18 protein-coding genes and 1 riboswitch are annotated in these 21,735 nt (G+C 66.9%); of the genes, 6 read left to right on the forward strand and 12 right to left on the reverse strand.

Annotated elements, in window-relative coordinates:
- The first annotated feature begins 227 nt into the window (after window positions 1-227).
- Window positions 228-1,007 (forward strand): ParA family protein, encoded by a 780-nt coding sequence (locus VF651_12060; protein HEX7966436.1) that lies wholly within the window; start codon window positions 228-230, stop codon window positions 1,005-1,007.
- Here the strand turns inward: VF651_12060 and VF651_12065 are convergent, their stop codons facing one another.
- Window positions 1,008-3,398 carry a penicillin acylase family protein gene (locus VF651_12065; protein HEX7966437.1) on the reverse strand — a complete coding sequence of 797 codons (2,391 nt, stop codon included), beginning with the start codon at window positions 3,396-3,398 and terminating at the stop codon, window positions 1,008-1,010.
- 179 nt (window positions 3,399-3,577) lie between these two features.
- Here VF651_12065 and VF651_12070 point away from each other — a divergent pair, with 179 nt between their 5' ends.
- Together VF651_12070 and VF651_12075 are read left to right on the forward strand one after the other, a co-directional pair.
- Entirely contained in the window at window positions 3,578-4,783 is a 1,206-nt protein-coding gene (locus tag VF651_12070) for a sensor histidine kinase (protein ID HEX7966438.1), read from the forward strand.
- Window positions 4,780-5,382, forward strand: a complete 603-nt coding sequence (locus VF651_12075) for a response regulator transcription factor (GenBank protein ID HEX7966439.1) — start codon at window positions 4,780-4,782, stop codon at window positions 5,380-5,382. Before VF651_12070 ends, VF651_12075 begins: the two co-directional genes overlap by 4 nt.
- Before the next feature lie 26 nt (window positions 5,383-5,408).
- Here VF651_12075 and VF651_12080 read toward each other — a convergent pair whose 3' ends face one another.
- The 5 genes from VF651_12080 to tkt form a co-directional block, all read right to left on the reverse strand.
- On the reverse strand, window positions 5,409-8,234 hold the full coding sequence (locus VF651_12080) for a S8 family serine peptidase (GenBank protein HEX7966440.1): 2,826 nt from the start codon (window positions 8,232-8,234) through the stop codon (window positions 5,409-5,411).
- 389 nt (window positions 8,235-8,623) lie between these two features.
- Window positions 8,624-10,051 (reverse strand): pyruvate kinase, encoded by a 1,428-nt coding sequence (gene pyk, locus VF651_12085; GenBank protein HEX7966441.1) that lies wholly within the window; start codon window positions 10,049-10,051, stop codon window positions 8,624-8,626.
- Between the two features lie 38 nt (window positions 10,052-10,089).
- The gene (locus VF651_12090; GenBank protein HEX7966442.1) at window positions 10,090-11,283 is read right to left on the reverse strand and encodes a phosphoglycerate kinase; all 1,194 of its coding nucleotides are present in this window, start codon (window positions 11,281-11,283) and stop codon (window positions 10,090-10,092) included.
- 159 nt (window positions 11,284-11,442) lie between these two features.
- Window positions 11,443-12,450, reverse strand: coding sequence for a type I glyceraldehyde-3-phosphate dehydrogenase (gene gap, locus VF651_12095; GenBank protein ID HEX7966443.1), 1,008 nt, complete (start codon window positions 12,448-12,450; stop codon window positions 11,443-11,445).
- 33 nt (window positions 12,451-12,483) lie between these two features.
- Window positions 12,484-14,481 carry a transketolase gene (tkt, locus tag VF651_12100; protein HEX7966444.1) on the reverse strand — a complete coding sequence of 666 codons (1,998 nt, stop codon included), beginning with the start codon at window positions 14,479-14,481 and terminating at the stop codon, window positions 12,484-12,486.
- A 127-nt stretch (window positions 14,482-14,608) separates the two neighbouring features.
- On the opposite strand from tkt, the gene VF651_12105 reads away from it, so the two are divergent.
- A complete protein-coding gene (locus VF651_12105; protein ID HEX7966445.1) occupies window positions 14,609-15,064 on the forward strand; it encodes an acyl-CoA thioesterase in 456 nt (151 codons plus the stop codon).
- Here the strand turns inward: VF651_12105 and dapB are convergent.
- Window positions 15,061-15,831 (reverse strand): 4-hydroxy-tetrahydrodipicolinate reductase, encoded by a 771-nt coding sequence (dapB, locus tag VF651_12110; protein ID HEX7966446.1) that lies wholly within the window; start codon window positions 15,829-15,831, stop codon window positions 15,061-15,063. The genes VF651_12105 and dapB overlap by 4 nt on opposite strands.
- A 158-nt stretch (window positions 15,832-15,989) precedes the next feature.
- Between dapB and VF651_12115 the strand changes: the two genes are divergently transcribed.
- Window positions 15,990-16,880, forward strand: a complete 891-nt coding sequence (locus VF651_12115) for a DUF4382 domain-containing protein (protein HEX7966447.1) — start codon at window positions 15,990-15,992, stop codon at window positions 16,878-16,880.
- A gap of 59 nt (window positions 16,881-16,939) precedes the next feature.
- Here the strand turns inward: VF651_12115 and VF651_12120 are convergent, their stop codons facing one another.
- From VF651_12120 to VF651_12140, 5 genes are read right to left on the reverse strand one after another with little or no spacing between them, the layout of a single operon-like run.
- Window positions 16,940-17,614, reverse strand: coding sequence for a hemolysin III family protein (locus tag VF651_12120; GenBank protein ID HEX7966448.1), 675 nt, complete (start codon window positions 17,612-17,614; stop codon window positions 16,940-16,942).
- A gap of 56 nt (window positions 17,615-17,670) precedes the next feature.
- Complete coding sequence (locus tag VF651_12125) at window positions 17,671-18,312, reverse strand: 2-hydroxychromene-2-carboxylate isomerase (protein ID HEX7966449.1); 642 nt, start codon at window positions 18,310-18,312, stop codon at window positions 17,671-17,673.
- Between the two features lie 23 nt (window positions 18,313-18,335).
- Window positions 18,336-18,974: an energy transducer TonB gene (locus VF651_12130; GenBank protein ID HEX7966450.1), complete on the reverse strand. Its 639-nt coding sequence runs from the start codon at window positions 18,972-18,974 to the stop codon at window positions 18,336-18,338.
- Window positions 18,967-19,398 (reverse strand): biopolymer transporter ExbD, encoded by a 432-nt coding sequence (locus tag VF651_12135; GenBank protein ID HEX7966451.1) that lies wholly within the window; start codon window positions 19,396-19,398, stop codon window positions 18,967-18,969. The genes VF651_12130 and VF651_12135 overlap by 8 nt, the downstream gene beginning before the upstream one ends.
- A 7-nt stretch (window positions 19,399-19,405) precedes the next feature.
- Window positions 19,406-20,107, reverse strand: a complete 702-nt coding sequence (locus tag VF651_12140) for a MotA/TolQ/ExbB proton channel family protein (protein ID HEX7966452.1) — start codon at window positions 20,105-20,107, stop codon at window positions 19,406-19,408.
- A 315-nt stretch (window positions 20,108-20,422) separates the two neighbouring features.
- Between VF651_12140 and metK the strand changes: the two genes are divergently transcribed.
- Window positions 20,423-21,631: a methionine adenosyltransferase gene (gene metK, locus VF651_12145; GenBank protein HEX7966453.1), complete on the forward strand. Its 1,209-nt coding sequence runs from the start codon at window positions 20,423-20,425 to the stop codon at window positions 21,629-21,631.
- Between the two features lie 12 nt (window positions 21,632-21,643).
- Window positions 21,644-21,722: riboswitch (S-adenosyl-L-homocysteine riboswitch) on the forward strand.
- The last annotated feature ends 13 nt before the right edge of the window (window positions 21,723-21,735 follow it).

Here is a 21,735-nt window from a genome sequence, read left to right on the forward strand (position 1 = left end):
CCGCCCGGCCGGACCCTTGGATCCACGCGGGTCGCGGGCTCGCGCCCCGGTGCCTTGGGCAATATGCATGTCTCCTCCCCTAGCCAATAGGTTAAATGGGCTGGACCTTGTCGTACAGGGTACTAAAATCAATGTCATTCAAGGCTCTAGCCTGGGATATTCAAGCATAGACTTGGGAAGCTGCCGGGGGCAGCCGTTTTCAGGACTGAGGGATAGGGACCCGACACATGCTCAACCTCAACCTGTGGCACCAGAGGGCCGCGGATTCGGCCGGAAGCGCCGAAGCCGAAGCCTCCCCCCGTACCCGCCGCCCATTGCTCAAGGTGGCGGTGCTGAACACCAAGGGTGGCTGCGGCAAGACTACGCTCTCGACGTCCCTGGCCGCCTACTACGCCCAGCGCGGGTACAACACGGCGCTGCTTGATATGGACGTCCAGGGCTCCAGCCTCCGGTGGCTGGCCAACCGCGGCGACCACAAGCCCGCCATCACCGGTCTCAGCGGGACCGACAAGTCCGGCCGCGTGACCAAGAGCTTCCTGATGCGGGTGCCGGCGGAGGTGGAACGGCTGGTGGTGGATACGCCGGCGGCCATCGACAGCCTCAGGCTGCAGGATGCGATCCGCGGCGCCCACGCCGTCATCATCCCGGTGCTGCCCTCGGACATCGACATCCATGCCGCCTCGCGCTGCGTGGCGGAGCTCCTGCTGACCGGACGCATCGAGAACCGCCAGGAGCGGGTCGCGGTGGTGGCCAACCGGGTCAAGAAGCAGGCCAAGATGTATGACACCCTGAAACGTTTCCTGGACAGCCTCGAGATCCCCTTCGTCGCCACCTTCCGTGACACCCAGAACTACGTGCATGCCACCGAGCAGGGACTGGGTGTGCACGAGCTCAAGGACAAGAACGTGAAGGAAGAGATGCGGGAATGGACGCCGCTCATCGAGTGGCTGGAGAGCCGCCCGCTCACCAACCTGCAGCCCGGCGCGCTGACGCCGCCGGCGGCCTAGCTACTTACCAGGCTCGAACACCAAGGTGTGTTGTGCCGCGCCGGGTAGGAAGGGCGTCGGCTTACCCTGCTCCCAATCAGGTTCGCTATTCCTGTAGTAAGGGGACAGCGGCCAGCCGCTCTGTCCCGTGGGCATCTCCAGGATGCCTTCCGTCTCGTGTCCAGGCGACACCACCATGCGCTCGGACGCGCCGAAGTCCTCTCCCTGTACCCGCGGCATGTTGCTGTCTCCCGGCAGCTGCACCGGCGCCATGTCCAGGAACCGCGACAGGAACGGCACCGCCCCGCTCAGGGGATGGGTGAGATGCACGGTGTTGTGCGCGCCCCAGGTGTAGGCACCGATGCCTGGCTCCGCGGCGGCCCGTGCCGCCACCTGGTCCACTGCGGCGAGCAGCAGCGCGTCCCAGCTCTTGTAGGCGGGGTCCAGGAGATTCGCCGGCTGCTGGCTGATGAGCGCCCACACCGGGCCCTCGAGCTGCGAGAGCCCGTGGTAGTCGCAATGGGGGGCTGCCTTGGTGCAGTCGGCGAACAGCGGCGCCACCGCCGCCGCGGTCACTGCGCTGCGGAACTCCCGCACCAGCCGGTAGCCCACCGAGTCCACCGCCGCGCGGCCGCCCCATTCCTCCACCGCCTGGCGGAACGCGGCACGCTCGGGGTGGTCCGCCACCCGCTGCGGGTTGAGCACCCGCAGCAGCAGTGAGCGCCAGCGTGCCAGGAACAGCGCGCGGTCGTCGAGCTGGATCGCCAACATGTCGGCGGACGTGAAGCGGTCCTTCGCGCGCAGGTCGTCCCGGATCTGCCCGGCGCGGGCGCCGAGGTCGTAGCCGCCGTCACCGATCAGCGCCAGCATCGGCCCTTCCACCACCCGCGCGTTCGCACTCCAGAGGCGGCCGTCCGCTGGGTCCACCACCCGCGGGTACTTCGCGGGGTCCAGCCAACCGACCCAACCGGTGCCGGGCTTGTCCCAATAGGAAGGCACCGCCGGATCGAACCCCGCCCGCACCGGGATGCGGCCGGCGATGGTCCATGCGACATGTCCTTGGGCGTCGGCAGCCACGAAGTTCTGCTCCGGCATGCCGGCACGGTTCGCCACCGCCATGGCCTCGCGCACGTCCTGCGCGTCCTCCATGTGCTCCAGCTCCAGGTTGGTGCCGGCCGGGTCGGCCGCCATCCAGTGGACGGCGCGGATGACGCCGGCGTGGTCCTGATCCAGCACCGGGCCCCAGACGGTGTCCTTGATGTCGAAGCTCACATCCTTGCCGCCCTTCACGTGGATGATCTCGGCGTGATGCGTGAAGCGCTGCCATCCTTCGGCAGTCTGGTAACGGTCCGGATCGGCAGGATCGAGGTGCAGCAGCACCAGGTCCGACCAGTCTCCGTAGCTGTTGGTGTAGCCCCAGGCCACGTGGCCGTTGCTGCCCACCACCATGGCAGGCACGCCCGGCAGCGTGACGCCGGTGAGGGCGACGGGACCGGCCTTGCCGGGATACGTCCACTGGGCGCGGTACCAGGTGTTGGGGACGCGTATCCCCAGGTGCATGTCGTTGGCGAGCAGCGCCGCGCCGGTGCTGCTGTGCTCGGCGGATACCGCCCAGTTATTGCTGCCGATCATTCCGGCGGGATATTCCCGGTCCGCTCCTGCATCGTCCCGCGAATCCAAGAACCCGAGCTTGGTGGGCGCGCGTTTGCGCAGGTCCGCCACGTCCGCTCCGGGGATGGGTGGCGTCTCGATGGGCTTGCCCTGCACCGGCGCGTCCCACTGGGTACCGGGCGCCGTGAGGAAGCGGAACATGGCCGGCGGCATGAGGTCGCGCATCAGCGCGAGCTGGGATTCGTGGCGATCCTCGGGACTCTGCAGCTGGAAGTACATGGCATGCACCACCAGGATGCTGTCCTCCGGTTGCCAGGGCCTGGGACGCGTCATGAGCAGGCCGTACTCGAAGGGCCAGGTGCCCAAGGCCTTGAGGCCGGCGTTCACGCCCTCGCTGTAGGCGGCGAGGCCGGCGCGCTGCTCGGGCGTGGCATGGGCCAGCACGTCCCGGGCGACGGCGCGCAGCCGGAACAGGCGGTGACGCTTGTCGAAGTCCACCGCCGCGCCGCCCACGAGCTCGGAGAGCTCGCCGGCCGCGAGGCGGCGCATGAGGTCCATCTGGAAGAAGCGGTCCTGGGCGTGCAGGAAGCCCAGGGCACGGATCGCATCCAGGCGCTGCTGCGCTGCGATGCTGGGCACACCCAGCGCGTCGCGCGTGACCCGCACCTCGGCGGCGAGGCCCTTGAGGCGCAACTCGCCATCCAGCCGCGGCGCGCCGCCGCGCAGGAAGCCATACACGAGGAGCAGCAACACCATCACCAGGGCGGCGAGATAGCCTCCCCAGCGCAACGCCCGTCTCATTTTCCCCATCTCCCCAGACGGATTCAGGCGCCGACCAGCCTATAGGCTGGCGCCCCTTGTGTCACGGCTGCACTGTGACAAACGTCACGGTTAGGGACTGACGGGCGGGACTTCCGTGGCCTGCGGGCCGGCGGCATCATGGCCGCGCCACCCCGGACCCCGGTGATACCCTAGCCCCCATGCAGACCGCCGCCCCCTCCCTCGCTTCCCGCCTGGCCCGGCCGCTCCTGGCCGTGCACCGGCGGCTGTTGCCGAACGCGGACTGGGCGGGCTGGACGCCTTACCTTTGGTTGCTCTACCTCGGCTTCTTCTTCGTCCCCTGGCCGGGGATGGAGCCTTGGGACACCCCAAAGTGGGTGTTCTCCATCGCCGCCGCGCTGATCTTCATAGTGATGTATTTCCGCAGCTTCAGCTGCCAGCGGCGGGAGCTGCACCGCATCCTCGCCGGCATCGCGACGCTGGGCTACATCTTCGTCGCCTACACCGGCAACGGCCACACCTTCATCATCTATGCCTGCGCCCTGAGCTCGCACTACGGCAACCTGCGCCGCAGCCTCACCGCCCTGGGGCTGATCCTGATCGGCTTCAGCCTGGAAGCCACCGGCCTGGCCTTCCTCCCCGGCTTCGGGTACTCCCATACGATCTGGTTCTGGCTGCCCACCTTCATGATCGGCGGCATCATCGGCGCCGCCAACGCCTGGTTCGCGGACGACGAGGCCAAGCGCCGGGTGATCAGCCAGTCGCAGGAGGAGATCCGCCGGCTCGCCGCCACCGCCGAGCGCGAGCGCATCGCCCGCGACCTGCACGACCTCCTGGGCCATACCCTCACCCTCATCACCGTCAAGGCCGAGCTCGCGGCGCGCCTGGCCGAACGCAATGTGGCGGATGCGGCGCCGGAGGTGCGCGAGCTGGAGCGCATCTCCCGCGACGCGCTACGCCAGGTGCGCGAGGCGGTAGGCGGCTACCGTAACGGCGGCCTGAACGGCGAGCTGGTCAACGCGCGGGTGGCGCTGGACGCCGCGCGGGTCGAGCTCGCCGCCGACGTGGATGCCCGCGGCTGCCCGGCGACCCACGACAACCTGTTCGCGCTGGTGCTGCGCGAGGCCGTCACCAACATCGTGCGCCACTCGGGCGCGCGCCGCTGCAGCGTGGAACTGCTGCGCCACGGGATGGCCCTGCGGCTCAACATCCGCGACGATGGCCGGGGCGGCAACCTGCGGGAAGGCAACGGCCTGCGCGGCATGCGCGAGCGCCTAGCGGCCTTGGACGGCTCCCTGTACATCGAATCGGACCGCAAAGGCACGCTGCTGACAGCGGTGCTGCCGCTGCCACAGCTCGAGGATGCCCCCGAGGCTTCCACCCGTCCCCTGAGGAAGTCCGCATGATCAGGGTGCTCATCGCCGAGGACCAATCCCTGATCCTGGGCGCGCTGGCGGCGCTGCTCGACATGGAAGAGGACATCGAGATCGTGGCCCGCGCCGCCAACGGCCGGGATGCCCTCAAGCTCGCATTGGAGACGCGCCCGGAGGTGGTGGTGACCGACATCGAGATGCCGGGCATGACCGGCCTCGAGTTCGCCTCCGCCCTCAAGGAGCAGCAACACCCGGCCCGCATCATCATCGTCACCACTTTCGCCCGCCCCGGCTACCTGCGCCGCGCGCTCTCGGCCGGCGTGCGGGGCTACCTGCTCAAGGACGCGCCCGCCGAGCAGCTGGCGGAGGCGATCCGCACCGTGCAGCGCGGCGGCAAGGCCATCGCCCCCGAACTCGCGGCGGAGGCCTGGGACAGCGAGGATCCGCTCAACGACCGGGAGCGCCAGGTGTTGCGCCTTGCAGGCGAGGGCCTCTCCAGCGGCGACATCGCCAGGCAGCTCTTCCTCTCGGAAGGCACTGTGCGCAACTACCTCTCGGAAGCCATCGGCAAGCTGGGTGCCGCGAACCGCATCGAGGCGGCACGCATAGCACGCCAGAAAGGCTGGTTATGAAGAAGGGGCCTCGCGGCCCCTTCTTTTTAGTCTCTCTGCATCTGTCGCTTCAGTACCAGCGCCAGGGCCGCGAGGCTGAGCAAGCCGAAGCCGCCTCCTCCTCCACCACCGGAAGCCGCCTTCACCTGGGCCGATACCGGCAGCACGATCTGAGGGTTGTCCGAGGCATCGCTGTTCACACAGACCTCGCCGTCGTAGTGGCCCGTAGCGAGGTTCCCAGCCTCGAAAGTCACGCTCACATCCTCGCTAGCATTCGGCAGCACGCTGCCGGTACGGAAGCCCAGGCTCAGGCCCGGCATCCCGATGTCCTTGCAGTCCAATGCGACGCCCGTGGGACCGCCCTGTAGGGCCACGCTCCAATGCAGGGTCTTCCGGCCATCGTTTTTGATGGTGAAGCTGTGGGTCTCGGCGGCCTGGCCGCCCGTCACCGTGTAGCTGAGTTCGTCGTGGCGGATGCTCATGTGGGGCGCGGGCACCGTCGCGCGCGCCGCCAGGGCCAGATGCATGTCCGGCACCATCGTGCCCGCGTCGCCGGTGTCGCTGGTGGTGATGTCCACCTGGGCGAAGGCCCACTTGTCCTTGGGCAGGGCGCCGGTATCGGCAGTTACGCTTAGGCTGACGGTGTCGCCCGGTACCAGGGTGAAGTGCGCAGGCGAGACGCGCACCTGCAGGCCCGGACTCAAGTGGCTCACGCTCACGCTGTAGTTGACCGTCGCGCTGCTGAAAGCGCTGCTCAAGACGCGCGACCAGACGCAGGTAGGCGCACAGGTGTCGTTGCCCAGGCTCGGCAGGTTGAGCACCGTGAGATCGCCGTCCTCGAAGTCGCCCACATCCATGACGATGCCGGTACGTTGGGCCGCCTCCACGTCGATGCGGCCGGCTCCGCGCACCTGGGGTGAGGGCAGCGAACTGCCTGCCACGCAGTTCTCACCGGAATCCAGGCTCTTGCACTGATCGGTGAGGCCGGTGGTAACGGCAGTGAGCATTAGCGCCGACTTAACTTCCGGCGGCGTCCAGTGCGGATGCGCCTGCATGAGCAGCGCGGCCGCGCCGCTGTCGTGGGGCGTCGCCATGGAGGTGCCCTGGTAGAAATCGTAGCTCTCCGGCTTGCTGGCACAGCCGCCGCAGCCGTCGGTATGGGCGGGGTTAGAGACCGCCGCCAGCACGTCCACGCCGGGCGCCGTCAGGTCCGGCTTCACCAGAGCGTCGAAGCGGGTGCCGGTGGGGCCGCGGGAGCTGAAACCCGCAAGCTCATCCGCGTGGGACGGATCAGTGGTCAGCGTGGAGCCCGATATTTGGGCAGTCAGCGTGCTACCCGTGCTAGCTGCGATCCAGTTGCCCAACTCATTGCCTTCGGTGAGTGCAAGGAGCGTAGCCGGGATGAGATAGGTTTCGACCGGAAGGTCTTGGCTGCTGCCACTGGTGGTCTTGATCACCAGGCCGCCCGCACCGCCCTGTTTTACGTTATAAGCCTTGTCTACCAGCGCTATGGTGCCGCGGTCACAGACCACGATGTCAGTGCTGGCGAAAGTGTGTGCCGAAAAAGGGTACAGGCACTGCCTGGCATCGTCGCTGACGCCCAGACTGGCTGGATATTGCTCGCCCGAAGTGGGCATTGTGCCGCCCTTCACCGGGTCATCTCCATCGAAGTCGCCGCTGCCTGCGTAGACCAGCCGATTGGGGCCGAAACCCGCCGTGAAGCCGGCGCCCTGCAGCGGGCCCGCAGGCGGACTGACGCCCCCGGAGAGATTCTCAAGATTGTTGCTGGTGAAGCTGCCGTCATGGGTCGAGGCGGCATTGGTCGCCACCCAGGGCCCGACGTGCTCCACCGGGTACGTGGGGGAGTCCGGATCATGCAGCACCACATTGCTGGGACCGCCGTTGCCGCCGGCGGCAGACACGTAGATGCCCGCCTGCACAGCCGACAGGAAGGCCTGCTCCACCGGATCGTCGAACGCGTCGCCGCCGCCGATGGAGAAGTTCAGCACCATGCCCTTGAAGTGCGAACCCCAGGCCGCCTTGAGTGCCTGCTGGTCCTGGATCGCCTGCTCCACCGCCGCCACGCTGGCATCGGTGGAGCACAGGTCCGTCGGGTCGCAGACGTCGTAGACGATAAGGCTGGCATGGGGCGCCACACCCGAGATGTGGGTGGTGGCGCCGTTCATGGTCACGTTCACGAAGTTGCCCACCGCGGTGCTGGCGGTGTGGGAGCCGTGACCTTCGGAGTCCTCCGGCGAGCCGGGGTCATTGCTGGTGTCCTGGGTATAGGTGTAGCCGCCCAGCAGCTTGTCGTTGCACTGGAAGAACGAGGGCTTCAGCGGACTCTGGCCGGCGTTGCCGCTGTCGCAGACACCGAAGCGCAGTCCACCAGGGTCCGCGGCCACGTAGTTGTCGCGGGGGCCGGTGGCATGGAACGAGGCATTGGCCGAGTTGATGCCGGTGTCGAGGTCCGCGAGCACCACACCCTCACCCTCGTTGTCGGTGCCGTTGGTGGGCAGCTGCCACACCGCCGGCGCGCCGATCCAGTCGCGGCTCGCGTTGGTATCGGTGCCCGCGGCGGGCGTGCCGATGGCCAATGGAGGGAAGTTGTGGACCGTGAGGGTGACCGAGGGCGCGTACCGGCGCACCGGCTTCACTGACAAGACCTGCGGCAATCCCGCGATGCGCTCCGCCTCGACGGGGGTGAGCCGCACCGACATGCCGTTCAGCGCGTAGCGGTACTGGAAGCGCGGCAGCAGCGCGCGGCCCAGCGCCTGGCGCATCGCCGTGAGCGTGCCCTCCTGGCGTTCGCCGAGGTAAGCCGCATAGCTCGCGACGGCCTTGAGATCGAGCGCGCCGCGTGCGATATCCATGTGCCGCGCGGCTGACGCCTCCCGGAAGCGCACGATGTAGCTCGCCAAGCCATCACTGGGCGCGGCGTGCGTGGGGACACGATGGATCCACGAGCGATGGTCGGGGTGCAGGCGATGAGATGCATCCTCGCGGGAGGCTTGGGCAAGACCCACGCCGACGGAAAAGGACAGGACGGCGAAGACGCCCAACGACACACCACGCATGGAAACCCCTCTAGAGACGACACATCCGGCGGGCAGGAGCCGCCGCAAGGTGATTAGACACGCTGACCCATAGCTGGTCAAGAAATGAGCAAAACCCTGCTAAAACACCCGGCGCGAGCAAAACGCCGCGAGCGGAGACAGAACGAGGCATACGAGGCGAGCAAGCGCAGCAGGTCTTACGGGAACTAATCGCCCACCCGGACAATTTTGAGACTGTTCGTCCCGCCGGTGATGCCGGAGAACTCGCCCTTGGTGCAGATCACGTAGTCGCCGTTGATCACGATGCGCTGGCGCTTCAGCTCGTCGGCGGCGTCCTTGAGCACGTGGTCCGGGTCGGTATGCATCACGTCGAAGGCCACCGGATACACGCCGCGGCACAGGGTCACGCGGCGGCGCGTGCTCTCGTGGCGGGTCATGGCGTAGATGGGGATGCCGGAACTGATGCGCGACATCCACAGCGCGGTGGAACCGGACTCGGTGAGCGCGATGATGGCCTTCACGTCCATGTGGTTCGCGGTGTACATCACCGCCATGGCGATGGCCTCGTCCACGCTCTTGAACTTCTGGTCCATGCGGTGGCGCGAACGCTGCGTGTTGCGGTGCTTCTCCGCGCCCAGGCACACCCGCGCCATGGCCTCCACCGTCTTGACAGGGTACTTGCCGGTGGCGGTCTCGCCGGAGAGCATCACCGCGTCGGTGCCGTCCATGACCGCGTTCGCCACGTCCAGCACCTCGGCGCGGGTCGGCACCGGGCTGTTGATCATGGACTCCATCATCTGGGTGGCGGTGATGACGGTGCGGTTGAGGTCGCGGGCCCGGTGGATGATGTGCTTCTGCACGCCCGGCAGCTCGGCGTCGCCGATCTCCACCGCCAGGTCGCCGCGGGCGATCATCACCGCGTCGGAGGCGCTGATGATGTCGTCCAGGTTCTTGATGGCCTCGGAGCGCTCGATCTTCGCGATGATGCCGGCGCGGCTTCCGGCGGCGTTCAATAGTATGCGCGCCTGCTCGATGTCGGAGGCGTCGCGGGGGAACGAGACCGCGAGGTAGTCCACGCCCAGCTGCGCCGCCAGGCGGATGTCCGCGTAGTCCTTCTCGGTGAGCGCGCCGGCCGAGAGGCCGCCGCCCTGGCGGTTGATGCCCTTGTGGTTGGACACGTCGCCGCCGTTGATGACGATGCAGATGATGCGCGGGCCGATGACCTCGACCACGCTCATGGAGACCTCGCCGTCCCCCAGCACCAGCACGTCGCCGGTCTTCACGTCCTTGGGGAGGTCCTTGTAGGTGAGGCCCACCTGGGTCTCGTCGCCGTCGTCGTCGCCGAGCTCGGCGTCGAAGACGAAGCGCTGGCCGTCTTTGAGGGTGACCTTCCTGGCCTTGAAGTTCTCGATGCGGATCTTGGGGCCCTGCAGGTCGCCAAGCACGCCCACGTCCTTGCCCACCGCCGCGGCGGCGCGGCGCACCAGGTCCAGGCGGCGCTGGTGTTCGGCGGGCTCACCGTGGGAGAAGTTCAGCCGCACCACGTCCACCCCGGCGCGGACGATGTTCTCCATCACTTCCAGGGTATCGGTGGCGGGCCCGAGGGTGGCGACTATTTTTGTTCTGCGGGGCATATATCCATTATGCGCCAGCGGACCGGGTCAGTGCGAGTTCAGGCGCGCTTGCGTGCCGCAGTGGCCCTTTCCTCCAACATCGCGACGGCCGGGAGCGTCTTGCCCTCCAGGAACTCCAGGAACGCGCCGCCGCCCGTCGAGACGTAAGAGATGCGGTCCGCCACGCCGTACTTGTCCAGCGCCGCCAGGGTGTCGCCGCCGCCGGCAATGGAGAAAGCCTTGCTGGAGGCGATCGCCTCCGCCAGCACGCGGGTACCCTCCCCGAACTGGTCGAACTCGAACACGCCCACCGGGCCGTTCCAGACGATGGTGCCGGCCTGCTTGAGCAGCGCCGCGTAGTGCGCGGCGGTGTCGGGACCGATGTCGAGGATCATCTCGTCGGCGCCCACCGCGTCCACCTTGCGCACGTCAGCCTCGGCGTTGGCATCGAACGCCGCCGCCACCACCACATCGGTGGGCACCGGGATGTCGGCGCCGCGCGCCTTGGCGGCCTGGGTCAGGCGCTTGGCCTCGGGCACCAGGTCCGCCTCGTACAGGGACTTGCCCACCTTGTGGCCCTCGGCCGCGATGAAGGTGTTGGCGATGCCGCCGCCCACGATGAGCTGGTCCACCACCTTGGTGAGGGACTCCAGCACCGTGAGCTTGGTGGAGACCTTGGAGCCGGCGACGATGGCCACCAGCGGCCGCGCCGGGTTCGCCAGCGCCCTTCCCAAGGCCTCCAGCTCACCCGCCAGCAGCGGGCCAGCGCAGGACACCGGGGCATACTTGCCCACGCCGTGGGTGGAGGCCTCGGCGCGATGGGCGGTGCCGAAGGCATCCATCACATAGATGTCGCAGAGCGCGGCCATCTTGCGGGCCAGCGCCTCGTCATCCTTCTTCTCGCCTTTCAGGAAGCGCACGTTCTCGCAGAGCACCGCGGTGCCGGGCGCCACGTCCATGCCATCGATCCAGTCCTTCGCCAGCGGCACCTTCACGCCCAGCAGCTCGGTCAGGCGCTCGGCCACCGGGGCGAGGGACAGCGCGGGGTCATACTCCCCTTCCTTGGGACGGCCCAGGTGCGAGACCAGCATCACGCGGGCGCCGGCCTTGAGGGCGAGCTGCACGGTGGGCAGCGCGGCGCGGATGCGCGCGTCGCTGGTCACCTTGCCGTCCGCCACCGGCACGTTCAGGTCCTCGCGGACCAGCACGCGCTTGCCCTTGAGGTCCAGGTCCGTCATCTTGAGTATGTTCACGCCGTGCATCCTCGCTGGAAGCTATTGCAGAAGTGTGAAAGCCGCGAATTTTGGCCGAGGACGAGGCGCGGTGCTTTCCGAGGGGCGGAGTTTACTTTCCAGTAAATGAGCACCCGAGGAAAGCGCCGCAACGAAGTCATTCGGCCAAAAGGGGCGCTTTCACTTGGCGTTCCAGAAGGCAACGGTGGTATCGAGCATGCGGTTCGAGAAGCCCCACTCGTTGTCGTACCAGCCGAACACCTTCACCAGGCGGCCGATGACCTTGGTCAGGGTCGCGTCGTAGGTGCAGGAGGCCGGGTCGTGGTTGAAGTCCACCGACACCAGCTGCTCCTTGGTGTAGTTGAGGATGCCCTTGAGCGGGCCCTGGGACGCCTTCTTCATCAGCTCATGGATCTCATCCACGCTGGTGTCGCGGCCGGCGATGAAGGACAGGTCCACCAGCGAGACGTTGATGGTGGGCACGCGGATGGAATAGCCATCCAGCTTGCCGACGAGTTCCGGGATCACCAGGCCCATGGCGATGGCGGCGCCGGTCTTGGTGGGGATCATGGAGTGGGTCGCGGAACGGGCGCGGCGGATGTCCTTGTGGAACACGTCCGTCAGCACCTGGTCGTTGGTGTAGGAATGGATGGTGGTCATCTGGCCGCCGACGATACCCATGCTCTCGTGCAGCACCTTGGCGAGCGGCGCCAGGCAGTTGGTGGTGCAGCTGGCGTTGGAGATCACGGTATGGGAACCCTTCAGGGTCTTGTCGTTCACGCCGTACACGATCGTGGCGTCCACGTCCTTGTCGCCGGGGGCGGAGATCACCACCTTCTTGGCGCCGCCCTGGATGTGGGCAGAGGCCTTGGCCTTGCTGGTGAAGAGGCCAGTGCACTCAAGCACCACGTCGGCGCCCACCGAGGCCCAGCCGATCTTGGCCGGATCGCGCTCGGCGAACACGCGGATCTTGTCGCCGTTCACCACCATGCTGTCGCCGTCCACCGAGACCTCGCCCGGGAACTTGCCGTGGGCGGTGTCGTACTTGGTGAGGTGCGCGTTGGTGGCGGCGTCGCCCAGGTCGTTGACCGCGACGATCTTGATGTCGCTGCGCTTGGACTCGTACAGCGCCCGCAGGATGTTCCGGCCGATGCGCCCGTAACCGTTGATGCCTACCTTGATGGTCATCGCTCTCTCCTCACTCGGAATCTGTTGTTGAACTCAGCGGCCCAAAGCCGCCTCGACCTGCTTCACCACGTTGTCGACGGTGAAGCCGAAATACTCGAATACGTCCTTCGCCGGGGCGGACTCGCCATAGCGGTCCAGTCCCATCACGCGGCCCTGCGGTCCCACGTAGCGGTGCCAGAGCGCGGTCACGCCCGCCTCCACGGCCACCCGCGCCGTCACCTTGGCCGGCAGCACGCTCTCGCGGTAGGCGGCATCCTGCCCGTCGAACAGGCTGGTGCAGGGCATGGAGACCACCCGCGCCTTGATGCCCTTCTCGGCCAGCTTCTTGGCGGCGTTCGCCGCCAGTGCCACCTCGGAGCCGGTGGCGATGAGGATCGCATCCGGCGTGCCGGCGCAGTCCACCAGCGTGTAGCCTCCGCGGCGGATGGCCGCGAGCTGCTCCGCGCTGCGCGGGAAGTGCGGCAGGTTCTGGCGCGAGAGCGCGAGGCAAGTCGGGCCGTCGCGCCGTTCCACGGCGCGTACCCAGGCCACGGCGGTCTCGGTGTCGTCCGCCGGACGCCACACTTCCATCTTCGGCATGAGGCGCAGCGAGGCCACATGTTCCACCGACTGGTGGGTGGGGCCGTCCTCGCCGAGGCCGATGGAATCGTGCGTATATATATAGATGCTGCCCACGCCGATGAGCGCCGCCATGCGCAGCGCGTTGCGGGCGTAGTCGGAGAAGGTCAGGAAGGTGCCGCCATAGGGGATGAAGCCGCCGTGCAGGGCAAGGCCGTTCATGACCGCGGACATGCCGAACTCGCGCACGCCGTAGAAGAGGTAGTTGCCGCCGAAATCCTGGCGGGTGACGGCGCGGGAACCCTTCCACCAGGTCTGGTTGGACCCGGTGAGGTCCGCGGATCCGCCGATGAGCTCGGGCAGCAGGGGCGCGAGACCGTTGAGCGAGTTCTCGGAAGCCTTGCGGGTGGCCACTTCGGTGCCGGCGCCCGAGACCTGCTCGATGAATGCCTGGGACTTGGACTGCCACCCGGCAGGCAGCTCACCCTGCATGCGACGCTCGAATTCCGCGGCGAGCTCCGGATAGGAAGCCCGGTAGCTCTTCAGCACGCCTTCCCAGTTTTCGCGGAAGGCCTTGCCGCGGCCGCGCGCGTCCCAACCCTTGTAAATGTCCTGCGGGATCTCGAAGGGCGCGTGGTTCCAGCCGAGTTGCTTGCGGGCCAGCGCCACCTCGTCGTCGCCCAGGGCGGCGCCATGGCAGGCTTCCTTGCCCTGCTTGTTGGGGGAACCGTAGCCGATGATGGTCTTGCAGCAGATGAGGCTCGGCTTGTCGGCCTTGCGGGCTTCCTCGATGGCGCGCTTCACCGCCTCGGGGTCGTGGCCGTCCACGCCCGGCACCACGTGCCAGCCGTAGGCCTCGAAACGCTTGGGCGTGTCGTCGGTGAACCAGCCGTGCACCTCGCCGTCGATGGAGATGCCGTTGTCGTCATAGAAGGCGATGAGCTTGCCGAGGCCCAGCGTGCCGGCGAGGGAGCAGGCCTCGTGGGAGATGCCCTCCATTAGGCAGCCGTCACCCAGGAACACGTAGGTGTAGTGGTCCACCAGCTTGAACCCGGGACGGTTGAAGCGCGCGGCCAGCGCCTTCTCGGCGATGGCCATGCCCACGGCATTGCTGAGGCCCTGGCCCAGGGGACCGGTGGTGGTCTCCACGCCGGGCGTGATGCCGTACTCGGGGTGGCCCGGGGTCTTGGAGTGGAGCTGGCGGAAGCGCTTCAGCTCATCCATCGGCAGGTCGTAGCCCGCGAGGTGCAGCAGCGCGTAGAGCAGCATGGAGCCATGGCCGTTGGAGAGCACGAAGCGGTCACGGTCCGGCCACTTCGGGTCGGCAGGATCGTGCTTCAGATAGTCGTTCCAAAGGACCTCGGCGATGTCCGCCATGCCCATGGGCATGCCCGGGTGGCCTGACTTGGCTTTCTGTACCGCGTCCATGGCGAGCGCGCGGATGGCGTTGGCGAGTTCGCGGCGGGAGGGCATGGTGGCTCCGGGGAAAAGGCGCGTATTTTCGCCGATACGGCCGCCAGGGACAACCGGCCAGACCGGAATAAGCGCCTGTACCAGCGGGTTAGAATGTGCGCCGCACCCGGGAAACCGCAGGAAAACCATGAACGAGCGCTACGTCAGGACCTTCCAGGTGATCTGGGCCGACCTCGATCCCAACGCCCACATGCGCCACAGCGCCTATGCCGACTACGGCGCCCAGGCGCGCATCGGCTTCCTCACGGAGCATGGCTTCGGACTCCGGGAGTTCCACCAGCTCAAGCTCGGACCGATCCTGTTCCGGGAAGATCTGCGCTACATGCGGGAGATCCGCGCCAACGAGAAGATCAGCGTCACCTGCGAGGCGGTGGGTATCTCTCCCAACCGCAAGCACTGGCGCATCCGCCACCGCATCGTGCGGGAGGACGGCGAGCTCGCCTGCACCATCGACTGCCAGGGCGCCTGGTTCGATCTCGTCAACCGCAAGGTGATAGCTGCCCCGCCGGCACTCGCCGCGGTGATGGAACAGATGCCGAAGTCGGAGGATTACGCAGAGTTCGAACCGAAGAAAGAAGGCTAGAGCCCGAGAAGGACGCTCATGCCACGCTTGAGCCCCTTCCAGCCGCTGACCTTCCTCGCCGCGAGCAACGTGCCCGCTACATAAGGCGCATAGCTCGTGGATTCATGGCGCAACTCGATGCGCTCGCCCGTTTCCCCGAACACCGCCTCCACCGCCGAGTAGTAACCCGGTACGCGGATGGAATGCATCTGCGAGCCGTTGAGCTCGGCACCCCGTGCTTCCCTCAGGCCCTTGGTCTCTCCCACCGGCACGGCCCACGTCGGCTTGGTGACTTGGGCCAATTGATAAGCCAGTTCCCGCGCGGTGCCGCTCGGCGCGTCCGGCTTGGTATCACCCGCGTAGTCCAGGATCTCCCAATGGGACATGGCCCGCGCCGCCTGCAGGGCGAAATGCTGCAGGAGCGCCGCCGTGAGGGAGAAGTTACCGGCGGCGAACAGTCCCACGCCGCGCGCCCGGGCGGCCTGGTCCAATTCGACGTAATCCGCATCACTCAGGCCCGAGGTGCCGATCACCACATGACAACCCGCCGCCACCGCCTCAAGCACGTGCCCCTTCACGGCGTCGGGATGGGTGTAGTCGATGACCACGTCCACCGGGCCGCGGGCGAGCGCCGCCGTGAGGCTGCCGTCCACCGACACGCCGCCGAGCTCCGTGCCAGCGCCGCGACGCCCCACGGCGGCGACCAACGTAAAGTCGCCGGTGTCGCTGACAGCTTTGACAAGTTCGCGGCCCACGTGGCCCGTGGCACCGGCGAGACAGAGTTTCATGGAGCAGCTCCGCGTTAAGTCACATACAGTAGCGCAAGCTGCTTTTATGTCCAACCAAGCACCTTCGTTTTGCAAATACGTGAACTTTCTCACTCTTCCCGGGAGGCGCATCGGGCACTCTCGGGGCGCCTCACATATGTGAGGAGGAGACCCCCCCCATGAACACTCCCACGACCCGACTCGCGCTCATCCTCGCCGCAGCCGCCCTGCTGGCCGCCGGCTGCAACAGTTCCAGCGACAACGCCGGCACCCTCAACCTGTCCGTCAGCGATACCCCCGTGGATGGGGCCGAACACGTCACGGTTGCCTTCACCGGCGTCGAGATCCAGCCCGCCGACAACATGGGTTCGGACCGCCTGGAGTTCGACTTCCAGGCCCCCAAGGTCGTGGACCTCCTGGACCAGCAAGGCGGACGCAGCGCGGCGCTGCTGGACGGCGTCAGCCTGCCGGCCGGCTCCTATGCCTGGATCAGGCTCAAGGTCGATGAGAGCCAATCCAGCATCACCCTGAGCGACGGCTCGGTGCATCCGCTCACCATCCCGAGCGGCAGCCAGACCGGCCTCAAGCTGGTACGGGGCTTCGGCGTGGCTGCGGGCAGCGTGACCGACTTCACGGTGGACTTCGACCTGCGCAAGTCGGTGGTGCTCGATGCAAAGGGGTACAAGCTCAAGCCGGCGCTGCGGATCATCGACACCCTGGCGGTGGGCAGCATCGCAGGCTCAGCCGATAACACCCTCACTCTCGGCGGCCTCGCGATCTCCGCTCCTGCCTGCATGCCGGCAGCCTACATCTATGCCGGCGGCAGCGTGACTCCGGTGGACATCAATACGAGCGGACAGATGCAGCCGGTGGCGACCGCGACGCTGGCGCTCAACACCACCACGGGCAAGTACGACTACTCGGCCGATTTCCTGGCGGCGGGCACCTACACGGTGGCTCTCACCTGCGCGGGCCTGGATGATCCGGCACTGACGGATGCGCTGCAGTTCAGCACGGCGAAGGACGCGGCGGTCACTGCCGGCAGCACCACCACGGTGGATTTCCCGTAACACGCCGAGCGGAGCGAGACGGAAGGCCCCTCATGAGAGGGGCCTTCTTTTTTGCGGAATCAGCCCTTGAACGGCAGACCGAGCAGGAAGAACACCGCCACGAACTGGGTGATGCTCCCGGCGAGGCAGAACACATGCCAGATGGCATGGTTGTAAGGCAGCTTGTCCCAGCTATAGAACGCCGCCCCGAGGGTGTAAGAGACGCCACCCACCAGCACCAGCACGAACGAGGGCAACGGCAGAGCGTGATAGAGGGGTACGATCACGAACAGCCCTGCCCAGCCCTTCACTATATATAGGAGCGTGGAGAGGAACTCATAGCGGTACGCCACCTTGAGCTTGAACAGCGTGCCGAGCAGGGCCAGCGTCCACAGCGTGAGGCACATGCCCCAGCCCAGCGTCCCGCCCAGGGCCACCAGGCAGAACGGCGTGTAGGTGCCGGCGATGAGGTAGTAGATGGTGATATGGTCCGCGCGGCGCAGCTTGCGCTTCAGCGGACCCGGCTTCACGTAGTGGTATAGGGTCGAGACGAGATAGAGCGCCGCCAGCGTGACACCGTAGAGGCTGAAGGTCGCCACCTGCAGGGTGGTGCCATGCTCCGCCGCCAGGGTGAGCAGCACCGGCAGCGCGCCCAGCACGAGCACCAGCCCGATGAGGTGCAGCAGCGTGTTCCAGAACTCTTCGCCGGGATGGAACGCGAAGTCCGTCTCTTGCGGGATCACGGTGCTATTCATGGGATGACTCTAGCAAGGGCCGCCCGTGCCAGGAAGTGTCGTACATCGCAAAAAGTTTAAGAACCCTTCACTTCCTTGCGCGTCGCTCCCTGGGGCAGCGTGCGCACGCGCTGCATCTCGGGAGTATCGAACAACCCCGGGTCCTTCAGACAATCGAGCATCATCTCCAGGGAATCCTGACCCCAAAACAGGTGTTCACCCAGGAGGAAGCTCGGCACGCCGAACACGCCCCGGGCTATCGCCCCGTCGGTATCCGCCTTGAGCCGCGCTTTCACGGCCTCGTCCGCCAGCGCGGCCTGCATGTCCTTTATATGCAGCCTTCCGGCCAGTTCCGCGAGCACGCCCGGGTCCTGGAGGTCACGCCCCTCCCCCCAGGCCAGGTCGAAGGCGGCTTCCACGTTCTGCCGGGTGGGCCCGGCGGCGATGATGAGGCGCAGAGCATGCAGGGAATTGAAGGGATGGGCCGGCGGCATCCGAAAAGGCAGATCCAGGTGTGCGCCCAGCCAAGTCACGTGCTGGTAGGTATAGATGCGCTTGCTGGGGATCTCCGCGGGGCCCTTGTGGCCGTGATGCTTCAGCATCCCGGCGAACAGCACCGGCACGTATTCGATCTCGAGGGACGCCGGCAGCTTCCCGAACTGCTTCAGGTGCAGGTAGGCATAAGGCGAGATGAGGTCGAAGTACCAGCGGGCCAGCATCACCCGAGCTTAGCATGGGGTTCTCAGGGCCCCACGTTCCCTTTGAGCGTGAACTGGATGGTCACGTTCAGCGTCATGCGCGGTTGCGTGTAGTTCGTCGGGAACGGCGGGAAGCGCACCGCGTGGATGAGCCGCCGCACCTCCGCGTCCAGCTCATCGTGGCCCGAGGGTTTCTCGATGGTGTAGCTCAGCACCGTGCCCTGGCTGTTGAGGACGAAGGTGATCTCCACCGTGCCCTCGGTGCCGCTCAGCAGCGCCTGGCGCGGGTAGCGCTTGTTCCGCTCGAGGATCGCCATGGCGATCTGCTCGTAATCCGGGTTCACCTGCTCCTGCGTCTGCTCCTGTTGGGGCATGGTGGGCGGCGGCGGGTTCTGCAGCGGCGGCGAGGTCTGCTGCAGCTGCTGGGTCGCCTCGGTGGCGATGGCGGGCTGCAGCGGCTTGGGCTTGGGCGTCTCGGGCGGCGTCACCTTGGGCTTGGGCTGCGGCTTGGGTGGGTGCTCGATGCTCACGGCGATGGCGTGCTCGAACGGGTCATTCACCGGCGGCAGCGCCATGGCGTTTGGGTGGAAATGCAGGATCGCGTAGATGATCGCGACCACCACCACATGCAGGACGACGGAGATCTCCAGGCCCAGCGGGAAGCCGCGCAGCGCCTTAACCACCGGGCTGCTCGCTCATGAGTGAGATCTTGTAGAAGCCGGACTTGCCCACGGTGCCGAGCAGGTCCATCACCTGCCCATAGGGGATGCCCTTGTCGGCGCGCACGTACACGATCTGGTCCGGATTGTCCTGGGCGAGCTGCTGCAGCTTGCCCGGCAGGTCGGCGGCGCTCACCTTGTCGCTGCCCACGTAGAAGCTGCCCTCGGCGTCGAGACCCACCACCAGGGGCTCGGGCGGCTTGCCCAGGTCCTCGTTGCTGACCTTGGGCAGCTCGATGGGCAGCTGCGCCATCATGAGGGGGGCCGTCACCATGAAGATGATCAGCAGCACCAGCATCACGTCCACCATGGGCGTGACGTTGATCTCGGCCATGGGCCTGTAGCCGGAGGACTCGTCTCCCGGCGGGCCTCCCTGGGGTGCGCTCATGCCCATGTCAGGCCCTCCCCGTGCGCGCCTGCTTCACCAGCTGGCCGCCCACGGTGCTGATCAGCGTCTGCATGCGCCCGGTGTAGCGGCCGATCTCGGTGGCGAACTTGTTGTAGGCCATCACCGCCGGGATGGCGGCCGCCAGTCCGAAGGCGGTGCCGATGAGCGCCTGGGCGATGCCGGGCGCCACCACAGCGAGGCTGGTGTCGTGGGACTGGGCGATGGCGGTGAAGCTGTTCATGATGCCCCATACCGTGCCGAACAGGCCGATGAAGGGCGCGGCGGAGCCGACGGTAGCGAGGAACGGGAGCCGCTTCTCCATGCGCCGCACCTCGTAAGCCAGCTCGTTACGCATGCTGCGCTCGACGCGGTCGCGCTCCTCGTGCAGGGACTCCTGCACCTGAGGCGGTGCGTTCCATTCCTTCAGGCCCGCACGCACCACGTCGGCGCAGGGATGCTTGTCGTTCGCCGCGATGGTCTCGGGAGCGCTGCCTTCGCGCACCTCGGCTTCGAGCTTGCGCACCGCCCGTCGCGCCCGCGTGACCTCGATCCACTTGTCGACCATGATGCCCCAGCTCCAGATCGAGAGGATCACGAGCAGGGCGAGAGCGATCTGCACCACCGGATCGGCGTGCAGCACCAGTTGGCCCAGGGTTAGGTCGGGCGGGTTGAGGATGTTGTTGATGTCGGGATTCTGGGGCGCTGGCATGGGCCCTCCTTTATTCTTGCTTATGCGTGCGGCAGGTGGGTGGTGTGCGACGCCTCGGGGTAAAAACGTCACGACCCGAGTATAGGTGCACCTGGAGTACACAGTTTGTGCAGGGGTTCACAATGCCCCGGCATGCGCGCATACGCCGTGCCACAAGGGGGTAAAATGGAGCCTTCCCGCCGTCTCTGGAATAACCCATGCGGCGTGCCGGTCTGGTGCGTGCCTTTTCCATAAGTCGAAAAAGCCGGATCAAATCGGTAAACTATCGCCCCCCGAACGCGCCCTTTGCCGCGCCGCAGCAGGAACCTCACGCTCATGCCCCTCAGCCATCTGTTCACCTCGGAATCCGTCTCGGAAGGCCACCCCGACAAGGTCGCGGACCAGATCTCCGACGCGGTGCTGGATGCGATCCTCGCCCAGGACAAACGCGCGCGCGTCGCCTGCGAGACCCTGGTGAAGACCGGTGTCGCGGTGGTCGCGGGCGAGGTCACCACCAATGCCTGGGTGGACCTCGAGGAGCTGGTGCGCCGGGTGATCTGCGACATCGGCTACACCTCCTCCGACGTGGGCTTCGACGGCAAGACCTGCGGCATCCTCAACGTCATCGGCAAGCAGTCGCCTGACATCAACCAGGGCGTGGACCGCGGCGATCCCGAGGACCAGGGCGCCGGCGACCAGGGCCTGATGTTCGGCTACGCCACCAACGAGACGCGCGAGTACATGCCCGCGGCCATCCACTACGCACACCGCCTGGTGGAGGAGCAGTCCAAGGTCCGTAAGAGCAAGAAGAACCCCCTGCCGTGGCTCAGGCCCGACGCCAAGAGCCAGGTGACGCTGCGCTACGAGGACGACAAGGCCGTCGCCATCGACGCGGTGGTGCTCTCCACGCAGCACGATCCCTCCGTGAAGCTCGCCACCCTCAAGGAAGGCGTGATGGAGGAGATCATCAAGCCGGTGCTGCCGGCCAAGCTGCTGCACAAGGGCACCAAGTTCCACATCAACCCCACCGGCAAGTTCGTCATCGGCGGCCCGGTGGGCGACTGCGGCCTCACCGGCCGCAAAATCATCGTCGACACCTACGGCGGCTGGGCCCGCCACGGCGGCGGCGCGTTCTCCGGCAAGGACCCCTCCAAGGTGGACCGCTCGGCGGCCTACGCAGCGCGCTACGTGGCCAAGAACATCGTGGCCGCCGGCATCGCCGAGCGTTGCGAGATCCAGGTGAGCTACGCCATCGGCGTGGCTCAGCCCACCTCCATCTCCGTCACCACCTTCGGCACCGGCAAGATCGGCGACGACAAGATCGAGAAGCTGATCCGCAAGCACTTCGACCTGCGCCCCTACGGCATCATCAAGATGCTGGACCTGGTGCACCCGATGTACCGCGCCACCGCCTCCTACGGTCACTTCGGCCGCACGCCCTACAAGATGAAGGGACCGGACGGCAAGACCTTCACGGCCTTCAGCTGGGAGCAGACCGACAGGGCGGAACTCCTGCGCGACGCCGCGGGGCTCAAGGGCCGGTAAGTTTTCAAACCCGGAACCGAGGAGCGCTGCAACCAGGGTGACCTGGCCAGGCTCGGGGATGGGAACGTACAGCCAACGGCGCTCGTTCACTCTGGAGCAACCAA

Source organism: Gammaproteobacteria bacterium (assembly GCA_036383255.1).
In the GTDB taxonomy this organism is placed as follows: domain Bacteria; phylum Pseudomonadota; class Gammaproteobacteria; order Natronospirales; family REEB76; genus DASUBN01.